Annotated in this window: 17 protein-coding genes; 10 read left to right on the plus strand and 7 right to left on the minus strand. The window is 39.9% G+C overall.

The annotated features are described in order from the left end of the window. Positions 1 to 175: 175 nt before the first annotated feature. The 6 genes from C4F40_RS10445 (at position 176) to C4F40_RS10470 (ending at position 8,627) form a co-directional block, all read left to right on the plus strand. Complete coding sequence (locus tag C4F40_RS10445; RefSeq protein WP_196939352.1) at positions 176 to 1,636, plus strand: tagaturonate reductase; 1,461 nt, start codon at positions 176 to 178, stop codon at positions 1,634 to 1,636. Between the two features lies 1 nt (position 1,637). After that, a complete protein-coding gene (locus tag C4F40_RS10450; RefSeq protein WP_196939353.1) occupies positions 1,638 to 3,278 on the plus strand; it encodes a UxaA family hydrolase in 1,641 nt (546 codons plus the stop codon). Between the two features lie 18 nt (positions 3,279 to 3,296). Continuing rightward, entirely contained in the window at positions 3,297 to 4,703 is a 1,407-nt protein-coding gene (gene uxaC / locus C4F40_RS10455; protein ID WP_196939354.1) for a glucuronate isomerase, read from the plus strand. Between the two features lie 81 nt (positions 4,704 to 4,784). Further along, complete coding sequence (locus tag C4F40_RS10460; RefSeq protein WP_196939355.1) at positions 4,785 to 6,404, plus strand: NADP-dependent glyceraldehyde-3-phosphate dehydrogenase; 1,620 nt, start codon at positions 4,785 to 4,787, stop codon at positions 6,402 to 6,404. Positions 6,405 to 6,507: 103 nt separating this feature from the next. Then, a complete protein-coding gene (gene pelA / locus C4F40_RS10465) occupies positions 6,508 to 7,521 on the plus strand; it encodes a pectate lyase (RefSeq protein WP_196939356.1) in 1,014 nt (337 codons plus the stop codon). Between the two features lie 80 nt (positions 7,522 to 7,601). Further along, a complete protein-coding gene (locus tag C4F40_RS10470; protein ID WP_196939357.1) occupies positions 7,602 to 8,627 on the plus strand; it encodes a LacI family DNA-binding transcriptional regulator in 1,026 nt (341 codons plus the stop codon). Between the two features lie 23 nt (positions 8,628 to 8,650). Here C4F40_RS10470 and C4F40_RS10475 read toward each other — a convergent pair whose 3' ends face one another. From C4F40_RS10475 to C4F40_RS10490, 4 genes are all read right to left on the minus strand, one after another. Next, entirely contained in the window at positions 8,651 to 9,238 is a 588-nt protein-coding gene (locus C4F40_RS10475; protein ID WP_231390014.1) for an LOG family protein, read from the minus strand. 77 nt (positions 9,239 to 9,315) lie between these two features. Then, entirely contained in the window at positions 9,316 to 11,733 is a 2,418-nt protein-coding gene (locus C4F40_RS10480; RefSeq protein WP_196939358.1) for a TonB-dependent receptor, read from the minus strand. Positions 11,734 to 11,856: 123 nt separating this feature from the next. Next, entirely contained in the window at positions 11,857 to 13,488 is a 1,632-nt protein-coding gene (locus C4F40_RS10485; protein WP_196939359.1) for a PspC domain-containing protein, read from the minus strand. 36 nt (positions 13,489 to 13,524) lie between these two features. Then, positions 13,525 to 13,857: a PadR family transcriptional regulator gene (locus tag C4F40_RS10490; protein ID WP_196939360.1), complete on the minus strand. Its 333-nt coding sequence runs from the start codon at positions 13,855 to 13,857 to the stop codon at positions 13,525 to 13,527. A 202-nt stretch (positions 13,858 to 14,059) separates the two neighbouring features. Between C4F40_RS10490 and C4F40_RS10495 the strand changes: the two genes are divergently transcribed. Further along, positions 14,060 to 14,437, plus strand: coding sequence for a VanZ family protein (locus tag C4F40_RS10495; protein ID WP_196939361.1), 378 nt, complete (start codon positions 14,060 to 14,062; stop codon positions 14,435 to 14,437). A gap of 120 nt (positions 14,438 to 14,557) precedes the next feature. Here C4F40_RS10495 and C4F40_RS10500 read toward each other — a convergent pair whose 3' ends face one another. Both C4F40_RS10500 and rlmN read right to left on the minus strand, forming a co-directional pair. After that, on the minus strand, positions 14,558 to 15,244 hold the full coding sequence (locus tag C4F40_RS10500) for a ComF family protein (protein ID WP_196939362.1): 687 nt from the start codon (positions 15,242 to 15,244) through the stop codon (positions 14,558 to 14,560). A gap of 43 nt (positions 15,245 to 15,287) precedes the next feature. Further along, on the minus strand, positions 15,288 to 16,343 hold the full coding sequence (gene rlmN, locus C4F40_RS10505) for a dual-specificity RNA methyltransferase RlmN (protein WP_196939363.1): 1,056 nt from the start codon (positions 16,341 to 16,343) through the stop codon (positions 15,288 to 15,290). A 119-nt stretch (positions 16,344 to 16,462) separates the two neighbouring features. Between rlmN and C4F40_RS10510 the strand changes: the two genes are divergently transcribed. From C4F40_RS10510 to ctlX, 3 genes are all read left to right on the plus strand, one after another. Then, the gene (locus C4F40_RS10510) at positions 16,463 to 17,287 is read left to right on the plus strand and encodes an N-acetylmuramoyl-L-alanine amidase (protein ID WP_196939364.1); all 825 of its coding nucleotides are present in this window, start codon (positions 16,463 to 16,465) and stop codon (positions 17,285 to 17,287) included. A 323-nt stretch (positions 17,288 to 17,610) separates the two neighbouring features. Then, the gene (locus C4F40_RS10515; RefSeq protein ID WP_196939365.1) at positions 17,611 to 18,525 is read left to right on the plus strand and encodes a dimethylarginine dimethylaminohydrolase family protein; all 915 of its coding nucleotides are present in this window, start codon (positions 17,611 to 17,613) and stop codon (positions 18,523 to 18,525) included. A gap of 1 nt (position 18,526) precedes the next feature. Beyond that, positions 18,527 to 19,441, plus strand: a complete 915-nt coding sequence (gene ctlX / locus C4F40_RS10520; RefSeq protein WP_196939366.1) for a citrulline utilization hydrolase CtlX — start codon at positions 18,527 to 18,529, stop codon at positions 19,439 to 19,441. Here the strand turns inward: ctlX and bshC are convergent. Further along, on the minus strand, positions 19,438 to 21,033 hold the full coding sequence (gene bshC, locus C4F40_RS10525) for a bacillithiol biosynthesis cysteine-adding enzyme BshC (RefSeq protein WP_196939367.1): 1,596 nt from the start codon (positions 21,031 to 21,033) through the stop codon (positions 19,438 to 19,440). The genes ctlX and bshC overlap by 4 nt on opposite strands. Positions 21,034 to 21,070: the final 37 nt, after the last annotated feature.

The following is a 21,070-nucleotide window of genomic DNA, read 5'->3' on the forward strand; positions in this document are numbered from 1 at the left end:
TATTTAATTTTTCTTTTATGGGTAAATGCATTCGGATAAAAATAACCAAATTAAACCATACCATCAAATTTACCTGTTCTGTATATAACGCGCTTTCTTCGACATCGTTTGCGTAAAAATCACTTCGCACTTCTAATAAAATTGGTTAGACTTGTATATCCAATATAATGTCTCTATGTATTTAAATCATAAAAATCTAGTTTCAATAACAAGTGCTACAGTTGAAAAACCAACTGAAAAAGTTCTGAATCTTCCGGAAAAAGTAATACAATTCGGCACAGGCGTATTACTGCGCGGCCTACCGGATTATTTTATTGATAAAGCAAATAAAAAAGGTGTTTTTAATGGTCGGGTTGTTGTCGTCAAATCAACCTCCTCCGGTGGTGTAGATGCTTTTAAAGAGCAAAACAATTTGTATACAACCTGTATTAAAGGTATTAGTAAAGGAGAAATTGTAGAAGAAAACATTATCAATGCTTCTATTAGTCGTGTGCTATCAGCGAGAGAACAATGGAATGAAATATTAGCTACCGCGGCGAGTACAGATATCGAAGTGATCATCTCTAATACAACTGAAGCAGGTATCGTAGAAAGCAGTGATAACATCCAGGATATGCCACCAGCTTCATTCCCCGGCAAATTGCTGTCTTACTTATATGCACGCTACAAAGCATTTAATGGTGACGTAACCAAAGGTTTGATTATCTTACCAACAGAACTTATTTCTAACAACGGCGATGTACTAAAACAATACACCATTTCGTTAGCGAAAAAGAACAACCTTGAAGATACCTTTATCCAATGGTTGACGTCTGCTAATTCATTCTGCAACACGCTTGTCGATCGTATTGTGCCGGGTGCGTTTGTTGACGAAAGTTTAGGGTATAAGGATGATCTTATGATCATGGCAGAACCTTTCACGTTGTGGGCCATTGAGACCAACGATCCAAAAGTAAAGGACATTCTGAGTTTTGCAAGTGTAGATACTGGCGTGGTCGTTACACCATCCGTATATAAATTCAAAGAACTGAAGCTTCGTCTATTAAATGGCTCACATACTCTCACCTGTGCATATGCGTTGCTCCAAGGGTTTGTGACGGTAAAAGAAGCCATGGAAAATGTTTCTTTCAAAACATTTATCGAAGAATTGGCATTCAATGAGATCGGCCAGGCGATTGAATCCGAAGAAATAACCCGTACAGATATTAACGATTTTGCAGGTAGTGTGATCGATCGCTTTAGCAATCCTTTCCTGGCACACAAGTGGGAAGCGATCTCCTTAAACTATACATCGAAAATGGTACTACGGAATGTTCCAATCGTCGAAAAATGGTATAGCAAGTCAGAAGATACACCAAAGCATATTGCAACTGGCTTTGCAGCCTATATTATACTTATGGATACAGAAAAATCTGAGGGAAAATTCTTCACGAAATTAAAAGGTAATTCATTCGCTATCCAAGATGATCAAGCTGGAAAGCTATACGACTACTGGCAAAATGAAGATACAGTTGTTAAAAATATTTTAGCCGATCAAGCTATCTGGGGAGTTGATTTAACATCGTTCCCGGGTTTTTTGGAAGAGGTGCAAGCGCAAGTTAATGCCATTAAAAAAGAAAATAAAACTACGGTTTAAGATGAAATCACGAGTATTACGCATACATCCTAAGGATAACGTATTGGTCGCTCTTCAAGATTTGAAACAAGGAGAGACCATTAGCTTTGAAAACAAGGCTTATACACTGCTGGAAGATATCCCGGCGAAACATAAATTTTTTACCGGAGATATGAATCTGCAAGACGAGATTTATATGTATGGTGTATTGGTCGGAAAGGCACAGTATCCAATCCCTGCGGGCAGCATTATGAATACCCAAAACACAAAACACGCTGTAGATCCCTATACCTATCGTCCCTATCATTATGAATGGCAGGCTCCTGATGTGTCCAAATTTGAGGGTAGCACATTCAATGGCTATTGGCGTAGCGATGGCCGGGTGGGTACGGCAAATTATTGGCTTTTTATACCAACCGTATTTTGTGAGAACAGGAACCTGGATGTCATAAAAGAAGCCATGCATAATGAGCTCGGTTATACAGTAACCGATAAATATAAGCGTTTCACGCATAGCCTCATCAGATATTACGAGCAAGGCGACGATATTGCTAACCTCGACTTTTCTGCGGATAGTGCAGCACCAAATGAGCGGTATTTTAAAAATATCGACGGTATTAAATTTCTCAACCATCAGGGCGGTTGTGGTGGCATCCGCCAAGACGCTGCTGTGCTAAGCAAATTGCTGGCCGCCTATGCAGACCATCCGAATGTGGCTGGAGTAACTGTATTAAGTCTGGGCTGCCAAAACCTGCAGGTGGCTGACTTTCGAAAAGATTTATTGGAACGCAACCCAGGCTTTGATAAACCGTTGTTTGTCTTTGAGCAGCAACAATCGCAAAGTGAGGAGCAGCTGATTAAAGAGGCGATAAAACAAACTTTCACAGGGTTGATTGAAGCAAACAAACTGGAACGCAGTCCGGCACCGATCAATAAGCTGGTACTGGGCGTTAAATGTGGCGGAAGTGATGGCTTTAGCGGTATCAGTGCAAATCCTGCCGTCGGATATACGTCAGATTTATTGGTCGGATTAGGTGGCACCGTTTTATTAGCCGAATTTCCGGAATTGTGTGGCGCAGAGCAACAACTTATCGACCGCACAAAAGATGAGCAGGCGGCAAAAAAATTCATCCGGCTGATGAGTTCTTATAGTGCTGCCGCCGAACAGGCGGGATCAGGATTCCACATGAACCCTTCGCCTGGAAACATCAAAGACGGGTTGATCACAGACGCTATAAAAAGCAATGGAGCAGCTAAAAAAGGAGGCACTTCGCCGGTAGAAGATGTATTAGATTATACCGAGCAAGCTGTTAAACCGGGATTAAACCTAGTATGTACTCCCGGAAATGATGTAGAAGCTACTACTGGAAAGGCAGCTTCTGGCGCAACACTGATTTTATTTACAACGGGCCTGGGTACGCCCACGGGAAATCCAATCTGCCCTACGATCAAAGTGTCAACAAATAAAGAGCTGACCCGCCGAATGGGTGATATTATTGATATCGACACAGGGCCGGTGATCGAAGGTGAAAAAACCATCGAAGAAATGGGTGAGGATATCCTTGCCTATTGCATCAAAGCGGCGAGTGGTGAGATCACGCCAAAAGCAGTATTACTAAATCAAGACGACTTCATTCCCTGGAAAAGAGGCGTGAGTTTATAATTATAAAAACTATTTGACATGAAAAATTTTTTAGATGATAATTTCTTATTACAAAGCAAAGTAGCGGAAGAATTATATCATAATTATGCCAAAAATCAACCCATTATAGATTACCATAACCACTTGATTCCTGATCAAATCGCTAATAATATCAATTTTGAAAATTTGACGCAGGTGTGGTTATATGGGGATCATTATAAATGGCGTGCTATGCGAACAAACGGGGTAGATGAACGTTACATCACCGGCGATGCCTCAGATTTTGAAAAATTCCAAAAATGGGCGGAAACCGTGCCGTATACGATGCGCAATCCCCTATATCATTGGACACATTTAGAATTGCAACGTTATTTTGGAATTAATACGCTGCTAAACGGAGATACAGCGAAGGCGATATACGACGAAGCTTCGGCTAAACTTCGTACACCCGAATATGCCGTACGTGGGCTATTGCAAAAGATGAACGTTGAAGTAGTCTGTACGACAGATGATCCGATTGACTCGTTGGAATATCATCAACAATTTGCGAAGGAAGGTTCCACACTAAAAATGTTGCCTGCATTTCGTCCTGATAAAGCGATGAATTCGGACAATATAGCGGATTTAAATACCTATATATCCAAATTAGAACAGGTCACCAACACGTCAATAGGCTCCCTAGATGAATATTTGAGTGCGCTTAAACAGCGTCACGACTTTTTTGCGGCCAATGGTTGTTCGGTATCTGATCATGGTTTAGAACAGATCTATGCCGAAGATTATACAAAAGATGAGGTCGCTTCTATCTTCAACAAAATCCGCACAAATCAGGAAATTAGTTATTCCGAGAACCTGAAGTTCAAGTCTGCTATGTTGACCTATTTTGCGGAATGGGATCATGAAAAAGGATGGGTGCAACAATATCACCTGGGTGCACTTCGCAATAACAATACCAGGCTATTGACCAAATTGGGTCCGGATACGGGCTTCGATTCGATTGGAGATTTTAGTCAGGCAAGAGCGCTATCCAAATTCTTAAATAGATTAGATACACAGGATAAACTAACGAAAACGATTATTTACAACCTCAATCCAGCAGATAACGAACTGATCGCCACCATGATCGGAAATTTTAACGACGGATCTGTTGCTGGTAAAGTTCAATTCGGATCAGCTTGGTGGTTTCTAGATCAAAAAGACGGAATGATCAAACAAATGAATACCTTATCAAATATGGGCTTATTAAGCCGTCTCGTAGGTATGCTCACCGATTCCAGGAGTTTTCTTTCATTTCCTAGACATGAATATTTCAGAAGGTTGGTTTGTAATCTTTTCGCGGAAGATGTAGTGAACGGTGAACTGCCAAATGATATGGAATGGATCGGCAAACTTATAGAAGATATTTGCTATAAAAACGCTAGAAACTACTTCAATTTTTACAAATAATAATCCGACAAAGGACTTGACCTATTAACTGTTGAGTTTTTTGTTAACTTTAGCATAACATCATAAACAACTAAACTTAGTATGAGCTTAAATTTGGAAAATCTCTTTTGGGAAGAAGAAGACATCCCCAAAGAGTATCTTTTGGAAGAACAGATCGACCAGCGAACATTTCTGTCTAACGGCGAAATGAAAACGTGGAATGGTCCTGTCAGTGAAGTTTTCTCGCCGGTGTGCGTAAAGACGAAAGACGGTCTAGCTCGTAAACGTATCGGCAGTTATCCGGTATGTACAGAGAAAGAATCCGAAGAAGCATTAAATGCTGCCGTAGCGGCTTACGACAATGGTCGTGGAAAATGGCCTACGATGTCGGTCGCTGAACGTATTAAATGCGTGGAAGATTTCACCAATAAAATGATCGATAAAAAAGACATTGTTGTCAAGTTGATTATGTGGGAAATCGGAAAATCTTACGCCGATTCGATTAAAGAATTTGATAGAACTGTAGAATATATCTACGCCACTATAGATTCGTTGAAAGATCTGGATAGACAATCTTCCCGTTTCGAGATAGAGCAGGGTATTATTGCACAGATCCGTCGCTCACCACTCGGTGTCGTGTTATGTATGGGACCATTCAATTATCCATTGAATGAAACATTCACGACCCTGATTCCGGCCTTGATAATGGGTAATACGTTATTATTCAAACCACCAAAGCACGGTACGTTATTACACTATCCATTACTGGAGGCATTTCAATCGAGTTTTCCAAAAGGGGTAATTAATACCATCTACGGAAGGGGTAATAAAATTATTCCTGCGCTAATGGAATCTGGAAAGATCAATGTGCTTACCTTAATTGGTAGCAGTAAAGTAGCAAATGAGCTTAAGAAACTTCATCCGAAAGTAAATAGATTACGTGCCATATTAGGTTTAGACGCTAAAAATGCAGCCATTATTACGAAGGATGTTGACTTAGACCTCGCCGTAAAGGAAACCGTACTTGGGTCGCTATCATTCAACGGGCAACGTTGTACAGCGATCAAGATTGTATATGTACACCGTAGCTTAGCACAAGAGTTCTTGAAAAAGCTTTCTGAGGAGGTCTCCAAATTAAAATTTGGAATGCCTTGGGAAAGTGGCGTGTCGCTTACCCCACTTCCCGAGCCCAATAAGCCGGCTTATTTACAAGAATGCATTAGCGATGCTATTGCAAATGGAGCTAAAGTAGTTAATGAGAACGGAGGACAAACACTAGAGTCCTTTGTCTACCCTGCTATTTTATATCCTGTAAACGACAAGATGAAACTATATCGGGAAGAGCAATTCGGCCCATTGATCCCTGTCGTCCCTTTTGATGATCTGGAGGAGCCTATAGAATATCTAATTAGCTCGCCACATGGACAGCAGGTAAGTATATTCAGTCGGAATGCAGCGATCATTTCTTCACTGATAGATCCGTTAGTGAATCAGGTAAGCCGCGTGAATATCAACTGCCAGTGTCAGCGCGGCCCAGATAGCTTCCCATTCACCGGCCGAAAAGACAGTGCAGAAGGTACGCTTTCAGTATTCGACGCCATCCGCTCGTTTTCTATACGATCATTGGTGGCCGCAAAGTATACCGACGATAATAAGAAGCTACTCAATGATATTATTGAAAGCAATAATTCGAATTTCGTCAGCACCAAGTTTATATTTTAAAACAACAGCTACAAGTCAAGCCCCGTGCTTGACTTGTATCGTTATAAACCTTTTGTAAATTCGATCGTCCAACGGCTATCGTCTTATCTCAATAACCCCAGTTATGAAGATATTTTTATCCATATTACTCTCGGCACTATTCAACATTTCAAATGCACAGGTGCTGTCGGATTCTGTTGCAGATCGTATGACTAGCTATCAACTTAAAAACGGAGGCTGGCCGAAGCACTTGGCCGATAAATCCGTTGTCGACTATTCAAAACCGCTCACACCTGCGTTGCAAAAAGTGATCGATCAATCGACCGAAAAGGCTGCGACTATTGACAATAATGCGACAACCCGTGAGATCAATCATCTTCTCCTTGCTTATTCCAAAACAAACAACGACAACTATCTTCAAGCGGCGACAAAGGGCATTGCGTATATCCTAGCAGCTCAAAACGAAAAAGGAGGATGGCCACAATATTATCCAGATAGCAGTTCATACCGTGGCCAGATCACCTACAATGATGGTGCGATGATTAATGTATTGGAAATTTTACTTTCCATATCAACAAAACAAGACCGCTATGCTGTTTTAGCGGATAAATTTAACGGAAGAATAGAAAAGGCCTTGCTACGAGGTATAAAATGCATCTTACAAACCCAGGTTAAACAAGGAGACAAATTGTCCATCTGGGCCGCACAGTATGATCAAAAAACAATGGAGCCTGCTCAAGCCAGACTGTTTGAACCGGTAGCCTTAGCTACAGCGGAATCAGCCGGTATTCTTCGCTTTTTGATGCGACTTGACAATCCCACTCCCGAAATAAAAAGTGCCATTATCCATGCTGTAGAATGGTTTTCCACCCATAAAGAGGTGGGATACGACTATATCAAGACCGAAAAAAACGGAAAACTCATCCGGGATGTCGTTCCTTCATCAACTTCCACCATATGGGCAAGGTTTTATGACGTCAAAACCAATGAGCCTATCTTTGGTGACCGAGATAATACCATAAAACATGCTTTGAATGAAGTAAGCGAAGAACGAAAAAACGGCTACTCTTGGTATGGAAACTGGCCGGAAAAAGTAATCACACGAGAATATGAAAAATGGCTTAAGCGGATAAATTAATGCTACTTAGATAGGCTAGACGGATTATATTGCGCATTAACAGATCTACGAATAGTAATTTTTTTAATGGGTGTTCGTGAATGCCAAGCATTTTAGCTAAGTTTACCTTTGTGAAGTACAGAAATTATACCCTCAAGGATGTTGCGCAAGATTTAGGTCTTTCCACCTCTACTGTTTCACGTGCGCTTCGGGATAGTCATGAAATCAGCGAAGAAACCAAGAAAAAAGTGTTGGATTATGCTGCGAAAGTGAAATTCAAAATAAATCCTATCGCAAGGAGCCTAAAAGAGCGAAAGTCACAAAGTATCGGTATAGTAGTCAGCGAAATCGCTAATAATTTTTTTTCACAGATTGTAAACGGGATTGAATCCGTAGCCCATCAGAAAAACTATCATGTCATTATTTCACAGTCTCACGAATCGAGTGAGAAGGAGAAAATGAATATAGAACACCTGGCTTCTCGTTCGGTGGATGGTTTGCTTATATCTCTCTCTTCCGAAACAAAAGATATTGACTATATCAAAGACCTTTACAACAGGGGCTTACCCATTGTATTTTTTGATCGTATTCCCAACAATTTCAATACATTCACGGTTGTATCGGATAACTTTCAAGGAGCTTACAAAGCTACTGAGGAGTTTATTTTATCCGGCAAAAAACGTATTGCACATCTCACAAATTCCAAAAGCCTGTCTATTACACAATCTCGTCTAAATGGTTATAAAGCAGCGTTGGATAAACATAACGTAGTTTTTGACGAACGATTGATTCAATATTGCCCATACGGCGGAATGCATATGGAGGAAATAAATCGCGCATTGGATCACTTTCTTCAGGAAGGCTTTGATAGTATTTTTATTTCGGGAGATCGCCTTACAGCAGGGTTTCTATTAGCTACCAAAGAAAAAAACGTAGCGCATGATTTCCCAATTGCAGGGTTTACCAATTCAGACTTTATACAGTTATTTTCACCAAAAATAACTGTAATCCGCCAAAATGCATTTGAAATGGGTAAAACGTCTGTAGAACTGCTCATCAAAATGATCGAAACAAAATATCCGATCACGGAATTCGAACAGATTGTGTTGCCCGTACAACATAGTTAACTTTCCTCGCAACTATTCGTGTTTTATGTTCTATCCTGGTTCAACCATTTGGGTACGTTGGGAGCAACATACGATTCCATTTTTTGGATAAGTCCTTCTATCGTATTATCCACTAATAGCATCTCTTGATTCTCCTGCTTTAATAAACCCACCTGCACCAGATGGTTGATAAAAGCAATGAGATGATCGTAAATTCCATTCGTATTTAATAGACCTACAGGTTTTTGATGTAAACCAAGCTGCGCCCAGGTTATCATCTCAAACAGCTCTTCCATCGTTCCAAAACCACCCGGTAACGCAATGATACCTTCAGACATTTCGTCCATAATGGTTTTGCGCTCGTGCATAGTATCCACACATATCAGTTCCGTGACACCGCTGTGCGCAATTTCTTTACTGTTTAAAAACTTGGGAATTACTCCGATCACCTTTCCGCGCTTTGCTAAAGCTCCTTCAGCCACAGCACCCATAAGCCCCACCCGTCCGCCTCCATACACTAGTGTAATTTTCTTTGTTGCCAAATATTCACCCACATAACGTGCTTCTCGCATCCAAGATTCATCAAAACCAGGGCTTGATGCACAAAAAACGGATATGCTATTCATCTTCATGCTACAATTATAATTAAAAAACCGCAAGCAAAGAGCTTACGGCTTGATTAAACTAAACAGTAAAACAAATAACCTCGCTATAAAGCCCGATTTTTTTCGTCGCTATCGCTGTCCTTTTTACGGATAGCCTGCTTTAAATTTCCAAATTTATAGGTGTATGTTAGTCGTACGGACTGCGCATCATGATACTGCCGTATTTTGGAGTTAAATTCCGAAAAATTTGTCGACAGGTTGTTTCTATTGGTCCTGAAAATATCTGTGGCAGCAAATTTAAGTGAGCTTCTCTCGTCTTTAAAGTTAAAATTAACACCCAAATCCATGTTCCACTTGGTTTCAATACGGTACACATTGTAGAGGAACGGAGATGTATAATTAACAGACATTTCGGCGGAGAATGCTTTTGAAAGCTTAAAGGTATTCATGGAAGTCCCCTGAAAGAAAACCGAGCCTTGGCTTACGTACGACCCTGCAATCGGACCTTCAAAAAACATATGAATGCCTGTTAAGTTATTATACATGGTCCAAAATTTACCAACCCGGAAAGGGGCACTGATATTTAAATATGTTGTATTGGTCCGTCCCAAATTTTCCCTTATCACCCAAGTTGTTTTTTCAACCGTATCCTGTCCCATACTTTCAACCATAGCATCTGTAGTATAGTCATGCCCTACCGAAATATTAAACATTTTATACAGGGTATAATTTAAGGTCAAATTATCTGTATACTGCGGCTGTAGATACGGATTTCCGCGCATGAAAGTTCTCTTGTCTATATAATACTCAAATGGATTTAAGTACCTATAGTTTGGACGTGAAATCTTGCGGGCATAACTTAAGGACAGCGCATGGTTTTCGTGTGCATTAAAACTTACTGCTGCCGATGGAAATAAATTAAAATAATCTCTTTTTACCTGGGAACTTTGTGTAATGGATTTTCCATCAGAAAATGTATATTCTCCACGGAGGCCCGCTTTAATGCTCCATTTGCCGAACCCTTTGGAGTAATCTAAATACCCGGCGGCAATTTGTTCGACATATAGAAAGTTGTTTGTTCTGTTTGTATTGTTTTCCCAGGCTCCCTCCAGAAATTGTTCGAAAAGTATGTCATTGTCTGATCTGACATTACTATACTTCAACCCTGCCTCAAGGTTACCCTCAGCAAATGGCTGCGTATAATCTAACTTCGCCGCAACAATATCTATTTTAATCGATGAATTACTTTGCTCTAATTCGGGGTCATAGATATTAGATAGATCGGGGAACATTGTTTTATACAAATAATCGATATTCGTTCCAGTACTGAACCTACTGTAGTCTAGGTCAGCTGTTAACTTTGTACCCGCTGTATCAATTTTAAACTCGTTATTGGCGTTAAAAGAATATCGGTTAAAACGTTCGACGCTGGAAGAATTTGTATTCATAATCGAGTCAATAACAGTTAACACTGGCCCCATATTCGTTATACTGGCGTTATCTTGATCTTCAATGTTATTATTTCCGCTAAATTGAAGCGTTAAAATATTTCTGTCGGATGTCTTCTGCTCTATACCAATTTTATAAGCATGCGTTCGATCTTTCTCAAATAATTCGGCAGTCTGATCAAAAACTGTGTTTTCATTATTATTCGGAATCGTCCGTTCGATCGCCAAATCACTTTCTGTCGTATTATCGGTATAGGAATAACTACCAAACAACGTTGTATTGTTTTTCTTATAATTCAGGTTAATCGATGAATTTCCCCGGAAGCGGTTACCCATACCGCCGCTTGCTACAAATGACCCATTAAAACCCTCTATTCTATTTTTCTTCATCACAATATTAATGACCCCCGCGGCACCTTCTGCATCGTCTTTTGCAGAACGGGTCGTAGAAACTTCAATGCTTTTTATTTGAGCGCCGTCGGTGCTCTTCAAAAATGTCGCCAATTGATCTCCGGTCATGTAAGTCTGACGACCATCGATAGTAACATTAACACCCTGTTGCCCCATCAATAGTACATTGTCATCCTTGTCGACACTTACACCAGGCGCTCTTTTTAAAACTTCCAATGCATTGTTACCTGCTGAAATAGAAGAGTTTTCTACATTCAGTATTAATTTGCCGTTTGTGCTTTGAATGAGCGGTAGTTCCCCTTTTATTTCTACAGCCTCTATCTCGGTAGACAAAGGCAACATCGTAATGATATCCATTTCTATTCCCCTATCGACGACAGTAAACGGTTCGCTTTTGAATTTAGATAATCCTACTGCAGAAACTTCAATTACGAAAGAGCCTTGAGGAGCATTCTTTATTTCGTAGTATCCGGATTCATTGGTTACACTTGTTTTGATAATCGCCTGTGTACTGGAAGACAAAAGGTAAACAGAAGCGCCGATAATAGGTTCCTGCTGCTCATTGACGACCTTACCTTTTACATCAGTTTCCTGTCGGGAAGCCCAAGCAAAATGAACAGTAGTAAGTATATTTAACAGTAGTAATAGTAAAGTTTGTTTCATGTATATAAGTTATCTTTATGATATGCTCTCGGCCTATGCATAACCGAGAGCTGTTTGTTCTTTTAAAATAGAAATTCCTTCCTCTTTCTTCGATAAAGCATTTAATTACCTTCTAGACGCAAATTATTCTGATTGGGTTGCATCTTCCTCTTCACTTTTTTTCTCTTCTACTTTTTCAGGTATGGCACAAATTAAACCAGATTTTGTCATGATCCATTCTGTTTGTTTCATTTTTGATTCTTCGGGGTAATTATCGTAGCAATTGTGATAAGCAATTTCTCTGATTTTACCCTCCAAAGAACGATCAATCTCTACTTTAGCACCCACTGGTAAATACGCGACCACGCTTACACTTTGATTCCTGTACACATCACCCGCACCTAAGGCAAAATGGCTATTAAAGATTACTTTACTGTCCACCTGCTCGGCTTGATAATTTATTTTTGAAGCGCGTTCGGCCGCCAGTTGATACGATTTTCCTTTTGCTTTATAATGATATTGAATAAAGGGCTTTTCCAAAGAATCCAATGATTCAAAACGGATTTCAATATCCGAACGCAACAGGTTATGCAAACTTTCTCCATCTACCTGAATATTGTATTTGGTTCTGCCATCTGCAGAGGAAGATGCTTCAATCACACGTACATCTTTTTCAGAAAACGAATAAACAGCCTGTGTCTTAAGCGGCCGATCCACTTTGATGATACTATCTTCCTTAAAATCTTGGGCTCCTATCACACAATAGAATATCACGACGATAATAGAAACGATCCAAGTAGCCCACATGCCCAGCGAGAGATAGCTATTCATAGGCTTGATTTTAAATAAGATCCGGAGCAAGACATAAAATAGCGCAACAAAAGGTAACACAATGGCAAAAGTACCTGCTAGTAAAGCAAAAAACGCCTGTCCTGGTTCTAGTATTTCCAAAGGCGGAAAAATGATCTCATCCTGATAACCCATGATAGCTAATGTACAGGCCACGAAGAAGAAAAATAGGCCAAAAATAGTAGCTCCAGCGAATACGAGCATACAGGCTGCAAGTGCCTTTCCAATAAATCTGAAGATCTCTCCAAAACCTGCTCCAACCGTGCGCAATCCGCGGTTAAAATGAGCGTTTGCGCCAGAAAAGTTATCACGTATACCCTCCATCTCCTCTTCAAAATTCTTTTTGAAATTTTGTAAATTGGGAGCTTCTCCGCGCATTGCCATTCTATCCGCACGTGTAGAGGCTACGGGCATAATCGCCCACAACACAATATATAGCAGAACTCCAGACCCACCAATCAAAACGAATAGAATAAAGAATGCACGCATCCACTTCGGCTGAACGCCAAAATAATGCCCCAACCCACTACAAACGCCACCGATTGTAGTATCTTCTGGATCACGCATTAATTTCTTTCCCGTTGGGAGAGCTTTATGTTCTTCCCCGCTTGAGGATTGTTGTTGTTGATATGACTGTTGTCCTATTTCTTCTTCTCCAGAAGCGTCTTCAAAGTCACTCACACGGCCCATCTGCGCGATAACTTCCGAGACATCGTCTTTATTGATCACTTCTTTTCTTCCCGATTGAATCCGCTCACTGAACATTTCTGCGATTCGATTCTCAATGTCAAGCAATATTTCTCCACTATCAGCAGATTGGCTAAAATGTCGCTTTATGTCGATCATATAGCCACGTAGCGTCTCATAGGCATCTTCTTCAATATGAAAAACAATGCTGTTGATATTTATGATGATGGTCTTATTCATGATTTTTTATTGTTATAGTTGGGTTGTTTATGTTCTTTATTTTCGTCCAAATAATGATGTCTCTACAGCGTAAAGCAACTCTTTCCAGGTGATATCAAGCTTTTCCAAGACTGCCGTTCCTTCAACAGTGATCTGATAGTACTTTCGCGGAGGACCCGAAGTAGACTCCTTCCAACTGTAACTCAACAGGCCATTGTTCTTAAGACGAGTTAATAATGGATATAGTGTTCCTTCCACTACTAAAAGCTCCGCCTTTTTAAGCTCGCCGATAATATCCGAAGCGTATATTTCACCCTTAGAAATAATGGAAAGGATACAGTATTCCAATATCCCCTTTCGCATTTGGGTTTGTGTATTTTCTGCTATCATAATAATACAAAGATATATCCTTTAACTAGTACTTTGCAATACATAGTACTATATTTTTTATACAAAACATCACAACAATCTGAAATTCAGAACAATAATTTTCAAACGAAAGAATACTGTATTATAAATACGGACTATTTTTTCTGATTTTATGCAGATTTACTTTCTATAATTCAAAGATTAACACGACATTTAGGGCACCATGAGATATATTGTAAATTACTTTTGGGCTATATTTTGGGCGCTTATTATGTTCGTGCTTATGATAATGCCTTCCAATGAAGTGGGAATACCTCTTTTTGAGGGCTTCGACAAATTGGCGCACTGTGGTACATTCTTCGTATTGACTGTCCTATTATACTGGGGATCTATCATTAAATCCAAAAGGAGAGCTTCAAAATGGATAACCGTTATTAAAGTGTTGATAAGTACTGTTATATTTGCTTTCGTAACCGAAGGTGCTCAATTGTACTTTTCACCAACGCGTACTTCTGATTGGTGGGACATATTTGCGGATGGGGTAGGTATAGGAATGGGGACTTTTGCGTATATTTTATACTATCAAAAAAGAGATTTCTAATGCGAAAAAAAAACATTATTTGGCTGATCGTAGCCTTATTGACAATAACAGGCTTACAATCCTGTGGCATTTTTAAAAAGGACTGTGATTGCCCTTCTCCAATCGGAAAAAAGAGATAGGCTACGCTCGAGCCATAGTCGCCACACTTACTTGGGCGCCCAAATCGATCAATACATTTCCCAAGGATGAGATCGTGGCCCCGGTGGTTAACACGTCATCTACAATCAAGATGTGTTTATCTTTGATTGCCTCCTTGTCTTTGATGTAAAATATATTCTCTACATTATTGTACCGATCCGATCGGCTCTTTTGCGTCTGGCTTATTGTCGCCTTTGATCGCATCAACAATTTATCTGACCATTCTTTTTCCAGCCCTTCAGCAAGGCCCTTTGCAAAATAGCTGGACTGATTGTATCCTCTTTTCCGCAATTTAGAGCGATGCAACGGAACAGGTAAAATTAGATCGATCTGTTCGATATCGGGAACCTGCGCCAGTTTTCGTGCATATGTTTTTCCCAAACAATAGCCTATTTCCGGCTGATTTCCATATTTGAAATTATGTACTATCTTTTCTACACGAGAAGATTTAGATAGATATAACATAGATACGGCAAACTGAAAGTCTAATTTACCCCACAGCTGACGGGCGGTAGCGTTTTCGGAATCCAAATGAAAATCAGTAAAAGGGAGATGGTATAGGCATTCGGTACAAAGCAATTCTTCATGTGACAGTAGGGAAATCTCACATCCTACACAGGTACTCGGGAAAAGCAAGCGTACAACATCTTGAAAATACTGACGAATCATCACATCTCTAAGCGATTAGTTCACTAAAGATAGCAATAAATAATTATGCTGTTGCTTCTTTTATCGCTAACTGACCACATGCGGCATCAATATCCTTTCCACGGCTACGACGCACATTGGTAATAATCCCTTGATTACGTAAATAAGTTGCAAACTGATCAATTTTATCTGCTTCTGCATTTACAAAATCAGCGAGCGCAATAGGGTTATATTCTATAATATTGACTTTGCAAGGCACGTGCTTACAAAAACGAACCAACTCTTTAGCATCTTGCAACTCATCGTTAAAATTATGAAAGACAATATATTCGAAAGTTACCGGATTTTTAGTTTTAGCGTAATAATATTTAAGAGCTTCGGCAAGTGATTGAAGTGTATTTTGCTCATTGATAGGCATAATTTCATTGCGCTTTTCGTCATTTGCAGCATGTAAAGAAAGCGCTAGATTAAACCTTACTTCATCATCACCCAATTTTTTGATCATCTTGGCGATACCGGCCGTAGAGACCGTTATACGTTTCGCGGCCATATTTAATCCGTCTGCTGCTGTAATACGCTCAACGGATTTCAGCATATTTGAATAATTCAATAGCGGCTCCCCCATTCCCATATATACGATATTTGTAAGAGGGAGTCCATATTTTTCTTCAGCTTGTTTACTGATCAAAACAACTTGATCGTAAATTTCATCCGCATTGAGGTTACGCTTACGGTCCATATACCCCGTAGCACAGAATTTACAAGTAAGGCTACAGCCCACTTGCGAGCTGACACATGCCGTCATACGCTCTGGAGTCGGGATCAACACGCCCTCAATGATGTTACCATCGTAAAGTGAAAAACTACTTTTTATAGTCCTGTCTGCACTAATCTGCGATGCTTTAACGGAAACAAAATTAATCGTAAAACCAGCTTTTAGCTTTTCGCGAAGTGGCTTACTCAAATTACTCATCTCATCAAAATCAGTCGCTGATTTTTGCCAGATCCATTCATAAATTTGCTTCGCACGGAATGCTTGCTCACCCATTTCAGTAAGTTTGTCTTTCAATTGATCCAACGAAAGACTTCTGATATCCACTAACTTAGTTTTCTCTGCCACGCTACAAAGATACAGCAAATTTTATTAGTAGTCCTATTATCTTCTAGACCCCGTTACAGATTTACACAAATATTATATTAATAAACAAGAATATCCCTGAGACTCAATATATTTGTTCTATGAAAGCACATTCCATTCTATCTGCCATCACGGCGTTACTCATCTTGTCTTCATGTGGAGGAGGAAAATATGCAGCTACCGAGAAAGTGTATAAAAAGAAAGCAAAGCAATTTGCTGAAGTGTATAAGGAAAGTCCTGTGATAGGGCAATTGGAAAAAATTAGCACCGCAGATAAAGAATGGATTGCATCCATTAATTTTGGTGTACGCAAACCCAATTATGTAATGATCCACCACACCGCGCAAAATTCATTGGAACAAACGGTAAAAACTTTCCACAGTGAAAGGGCTGCTGTGAGTTCGCATTATGTCATCGGACGGAATGGTAAAATTGTACAAATGGTGAACGATTATTACCGTGGACACCATGCCGGATTGGGAAAATGGGGTAATGATACCGATTTGAATTCCTCATCAATCGGTATAGAATTAGACAACAACGGAACCACAGACCCTTGGCCACAGATACAAATAGATGCCTTGGTTCAATTATTAGCCTATTTAAAAGATGCTTACAAGATCCCCCAAGCTAATTTTATAGGCCATATGGATTATGCTCCTACACGCAAAAATGACCCATCGCGTTTTCCCTGGAAAACCTTAGCAGAAAAGGGATTCGGATTTTGGTATGATGACTATTTGGAAACTCCTCCTCTTGGTTTCGAGCCCCGATTGGCGCTGCGCATTATTGGTTACGATGTCAAGAACCTAGATGCCGCGATTAAAGCGTTCAAAATACATTATATCCAAAAAGATACAACAACAGCCAACCTGAACGAGGAGGATCTGAAGATATTGTATTCTATTTTCAAAAAATTCTTGTAGAAATAAAAGAAGATTTCCTACAACACACGTTCTCACAATAAATGTAGTTTTTATGTTGTCATACTGAACGCAGTGACATCTAAACACTTGTAAGCCGAACGTAGTAAGTTCATGAACTTAGCGACCACCAAAGGCAGCGGCGAAGGAAATTTTAGACAGCTCCCTAGCTTCACGAATAAAAAAAATTCTAAAACTTCCCTAAATTCTTAGCTTTTTAATACTATTTTTAAGCTATTTCAGGAAGATTCGTAATAATTTCTACGTGCTATTTGATTCAGATTTTGTTTCCTACCTTAGCAGAAAGACCTTTTTATAGTAATTTTATGCTAAAGCTAAATGTGAAAAACGAGACAAGTAGGCTAAGGGCCGTAATACTTGGAACAGCAAAAAGCAATGGACCTGTTCCCACAGTAGACGAGGCATACGATCCAAAATCATTGGAACATATAATTGCCGGAACCTATCCTACCGAAAGTGATATGATATATGAAATGCAGACTTTTGCCGAAGTACTGCAACGATACGGAATCCAAGTCTATCGTCCGGAATTAATTCCCGAACTAAATCAAATCTTTACGCGTGATATCGGCTTCGTGGTGGATGACTATTTTATAAAAGCAAATATTCTTCCCGATCGGGCAGAAGAGTGGAATGCGATTCAATATATTATCCGCCAAATCGATTCAGAAAAATTTATCGTTCCGCCGAAAGAAGTACATATTGAAGGTGGAGATGTAATCTTATGGAATGACCACATTTTCATCGGCACTTACAGCGGGAAAGACTATACCCAGTACAATACGGCACGGACGAATATACAAGGTGTAGATTTTATCAGAAACTTGTTCCCCAACAAAACGGTACTCGAATTTGATCTGATCAAATCCATGACCGACGCCAGAGCGAATGCGTTACATTTGGACTGTTGTTTTCAACCAGTCGGTACACATCAAGCCATCATCTTCAAAGAGGGATTTCAAAAAGAATCCGAATACAATACGATCATAGATCTATTCGGGATCGAAAATTTATTCCAGATTACCGCCGATGAAATGTATCAAATGTATTCAAACGTATTTTCTATTAGTCCAGAGATCATTGTTTCCGAAAAGAGATTTACACGTCTGAATTCTTGGCTTCGACAGCATGGTTTTATTGTGGAGGAAATCCCATATCACGAAATCGGTAAGCAGGAAGGGTTACTCCGCTGCTCTACGCTACCTTTAACACGCGATTGATATGCAAGCCACTGATACCATTTTACTGGTAAGACCCACCGCCTTCAGACGTAATGAAGAGACGGCCGTGAACAATCATTTCCAGCAAGAAGGAAAACAGGTAAACGTACAGGAAATTGCCTTGGCAGAGTTTGACAACTTTGTCGTCTTATTGGAAACACATGGGATTCGTACGATTGTCGTACAAAACGACGCAGAGCTGGATACGCCTGATAGTATCTTTCCCAATAATGTAATCTCATTTCATCAGGGGGCGACGGCCATTCAATATCCCATGTTTGCGCCAAACCGAAGGGAAGAACGAAACCTCAATTATTTAGGCCTGCTCAGCAAGGCTGGTCTCAACTTCGAAAAACTAAAAGACTACTCAATCTATGAAGAACGTGGAATGTATCTGGAAAGTACGGGTGTACTGGTATTAGATAGAATCCATAAAATCGCTTACTGTTCCTTATCCGAAAGAGCCCATCCTCAATTGGTACAGCTATGGTGTGAAGAGATCGGATATCGTCCCGTAATTTTTGAAGCGGTGCATCAGGTGGATGGTAAGATGCTTCCGATCTATCATACCAACGTCATGCTCTCTGTAGGAACAAATTTTAGCGTAATTTGTTGGGATAGTATTCATAATTCGGAGCATCGAAAACTGCTTCAAAAGTGCTTTGAGGAAACCAATAAGACCGTCATTCCGATTTCAATAGATCAACTAAATTATTTTACCGGTAACATTCTGGAGATACGTTCCACGGAAGGCGAGTCGATTATTTGTATGAGTTCACAAGCATTCGAAAGCTATACCGAAGAGCAAATAAATCTGTTAGAACAATTCGGAAAAATAATTCACGCTCCTATTTACACCATCGAAAAATATGGAGGAGGAAGTGTAAGGTGTATGATGGCCGAAGTTTTCTATTAATACAGGATCGTAAATTTAAAGTCTAACGGATTAAAATGTTTCACCAACTCGTTGACCAAATCATCTCCGTATTTAATATACAGTGTTGCGAAATTCTCCGTACGTTCCTGCAGACCACCTCCGGGAAATAACCGCTCTTTAACCCGTTCAATATGGATTAGGGCCTCATCATGATTTCTTTTGTCGGCTTTCAGAAGTTTCTTTTCCAGGTTGTTCATCGCCTTTTTGAGACGAGCCTTTACGGCCTCGGCGCTCGGCGCAAGACTCGGATCAATTTTATGTGTACGGAGCTTGATTTTCGCGAATATGGCATTGATCTCCATCCATTCATCCCTTAAATTAAGACGGTGGGTCGTATGTCGTTTGACATAATCATTCTGCAAGATAAGGGTGGATCTGAAAATACTCCTGAACGTGAGATCCAATCGAAAGATTTTACCGGCTACATTATCATCCGTAATCATAGCCGAGTTACGGGGTATTAGAATCGGAAAAGGAACTCCAAACTGCTCAAAATTAGCCTTTAACTGAAGCCAATAAACAATTTCCGCACCACCACCGATATAGGCCAAATTAGGTAGAATGACTTCTTCATACAACGGTCGCATAACTACATTCGGGCTAAAACGCTCGGGATGAGATTGGATTTCAGCTTTTATTTCCACTTCGGTGAAATATATATCTTGATTTAAAACCTCAAACCTACCATCGGGGTTCCTGACAATCCGTTCCCGGAAATCGTCCGTCAGATAAAAGAAATTACATTCTCGAGCGTGTACCTGTGCTTGAAAACCTTTTTCTTCTAACAATTGGGAAGTCGTCGTAATGGCATGAAAGCTTTTTTCATACAAGATGTCCTCTTCAATAATATGCGCAAAGAGCATTTTTAGCGCTGGCTTATCGGCATCAACAATGACGAGCCCATATTCCTTAAATAGTGCATTTGCAAAAACACGGGTTGCATCTGCTAAAGATCTATCTTTACGATAGGCATCTTCCACTATCGCTGTAAGCTTGGTGGAATTTTCGGATAAACCCAACATCGAACAATATTGGCGCACGACCTGTTCCATACTCCCTGTATCCATCCTTCCGGTACCCGATACGCGCGGAACATCCCAAACTATTTTTTTTCCATATACACGTGTATTATTGATCTCTTCAAAATCATGGTCTTCCGTCGCCATCCAATAAACAGGTACAAATTCCTTCTCTGGAAAACTTTTCTTTAAATCAGAAGCTAGACGTATCGCGGTGACAATTTTGAAGATAAAATACAATGGCCCCGTGAAAATATTCAACTGGTGTCCTGTGGTAACGGTAAAGGTATTTTGATCCATTAACAACTCAATGTTGGCGGCCACCTGCGGAGAATCTGCCAACACGGTACCATATTGTCGTTTTAGTTGATCGACTAGAATTGTTCTATTGTTAAAAGTAAAAGAAGACTTCAGCTCAATTTGCTTCGCAAAGCCCGAAATATCTGGAGAATTGCCATAAAAATTTGCTAACTCCTCATCTGCTGCCAAATATGCGAGCAATGTTTTGGAAAAACTGTTGGTGTCCTTGTAGTCGATATATGTTGCTTTCATCTACCTTTTTAAAATCTTGCACAAACTTAGATAAAAT

Source organism: Sphingobacterium pedocola (genome assembly GCF_015209965.1).
Classification (GTDB): Bacteria; Bacteroidota; Bacteroidia; order Sphingobacteriales; family Sphingobacteriaceae; genus Sphingobacterium; species Sphingobacterium pedocola.

Coding starts and splice junctions, on each gene's coding strand:
- C4F40_RS10445 (WP_196939352.1), top strand. CDS start 176: ATGTATTTAAATCATAAAAATCTAGTTTCAATAACAAGTGCTACAGTT.
- C4F40_RS10450 (WP_196939353.1), top strand. CDS start 1,638: ATGAAATCACGAGTATTACGCATACATCCTAAGGATAACGTATTGGTC.
- uxaC (WP_196939354.1), top strand. CDS start 3,297: ATGAAAAATTTTTTAGATGATAATTTCTTATTACAAAGCAAAGTAGCG.
- C4F40_RS10460 (WP_196939355.1), top strand. CDS start 4,785: ATGAGCTTAAATTTGGAAAATCTCTTTTGGGAAGAAGAAGACATCCCC.
- pelA (WP_196939356.1), top strand. CDS start 6,508: ATGAAGATATTTTTATCCATATTACTCTCGGCACTATTCAACATTTCA.
- C4F40_RS10470 (WP_196939357.1), top strand. CDS start 7,602: ATGCCAAGCATTTTAGCTAAGTTTACCTTTGTGAAGTACAGAAATTAT.
- C4F40_RS10475 (WP_231390014.1), bottom strand. CDS start 9,238: ATGAAGATGAATAGCATATCCGTTTTTTGTGCATCAAGCCCTGGTTTT.
- C4F40_RS10480 (WP_196939358.1), bottom strand. CDS start 11,733: ATGAAACAAACTTTACTATTACTACTGTTAAATATACTTACTACTGTT.
- C4F40_RS10485 (WP_196939359.1), bottom strand. CDS start 13,488: ATGAATAAGACCATCATCATAAATATCAACAGCATTGTTTTTCATATT.
- C4F40_RS10490 (WP_196939360.1), bottom strand. CDS start 13,857: ATGATAGCAGAAAATACACAAACCCAAATGCGAAAGGGGATATTGGAA.
- C4F40_RS10495 (WP_196939361.1), top strand. CDS start 14,060: ATGAGATATATTGTAAATTACTTTTGGGCTATATTTTGGGCGCTTATT.
- C4F40_RS10500 (WP_196939362.1), bottom strand. CDS start 15,244: ATGATTCGTCAGTATTTTCAAGATGTTGTACGCTTGCTTTTCCCGAGT.
- C4F40_RS10510 (WP_196939364.1), top strand. CDS start 16,463: ATGAAAGCACATTCCATTCTATCTGCCATCACGGCGTTACTCATCTTG.
- C4F40_RS10515 (WP_196939365.1), top strand. CDS start 17,611: ATGCTAAAGCTAAATGTGAAAAACGAGACAAGTAGGCTAAGGGCCGTA.
- ctlX (WP_196939366.1), top strand. CDS start 18,527: ATGCAAGCCACTGATACCATTTTACTGGTAAGACCCACCGCCTTCAGA.
- bshC (WP_196939367.1), bottom strand. CDS start 21,033: ATGAAAGCAACATATATCGACTACAAGGACACCAACAGTTTTTCCAAA.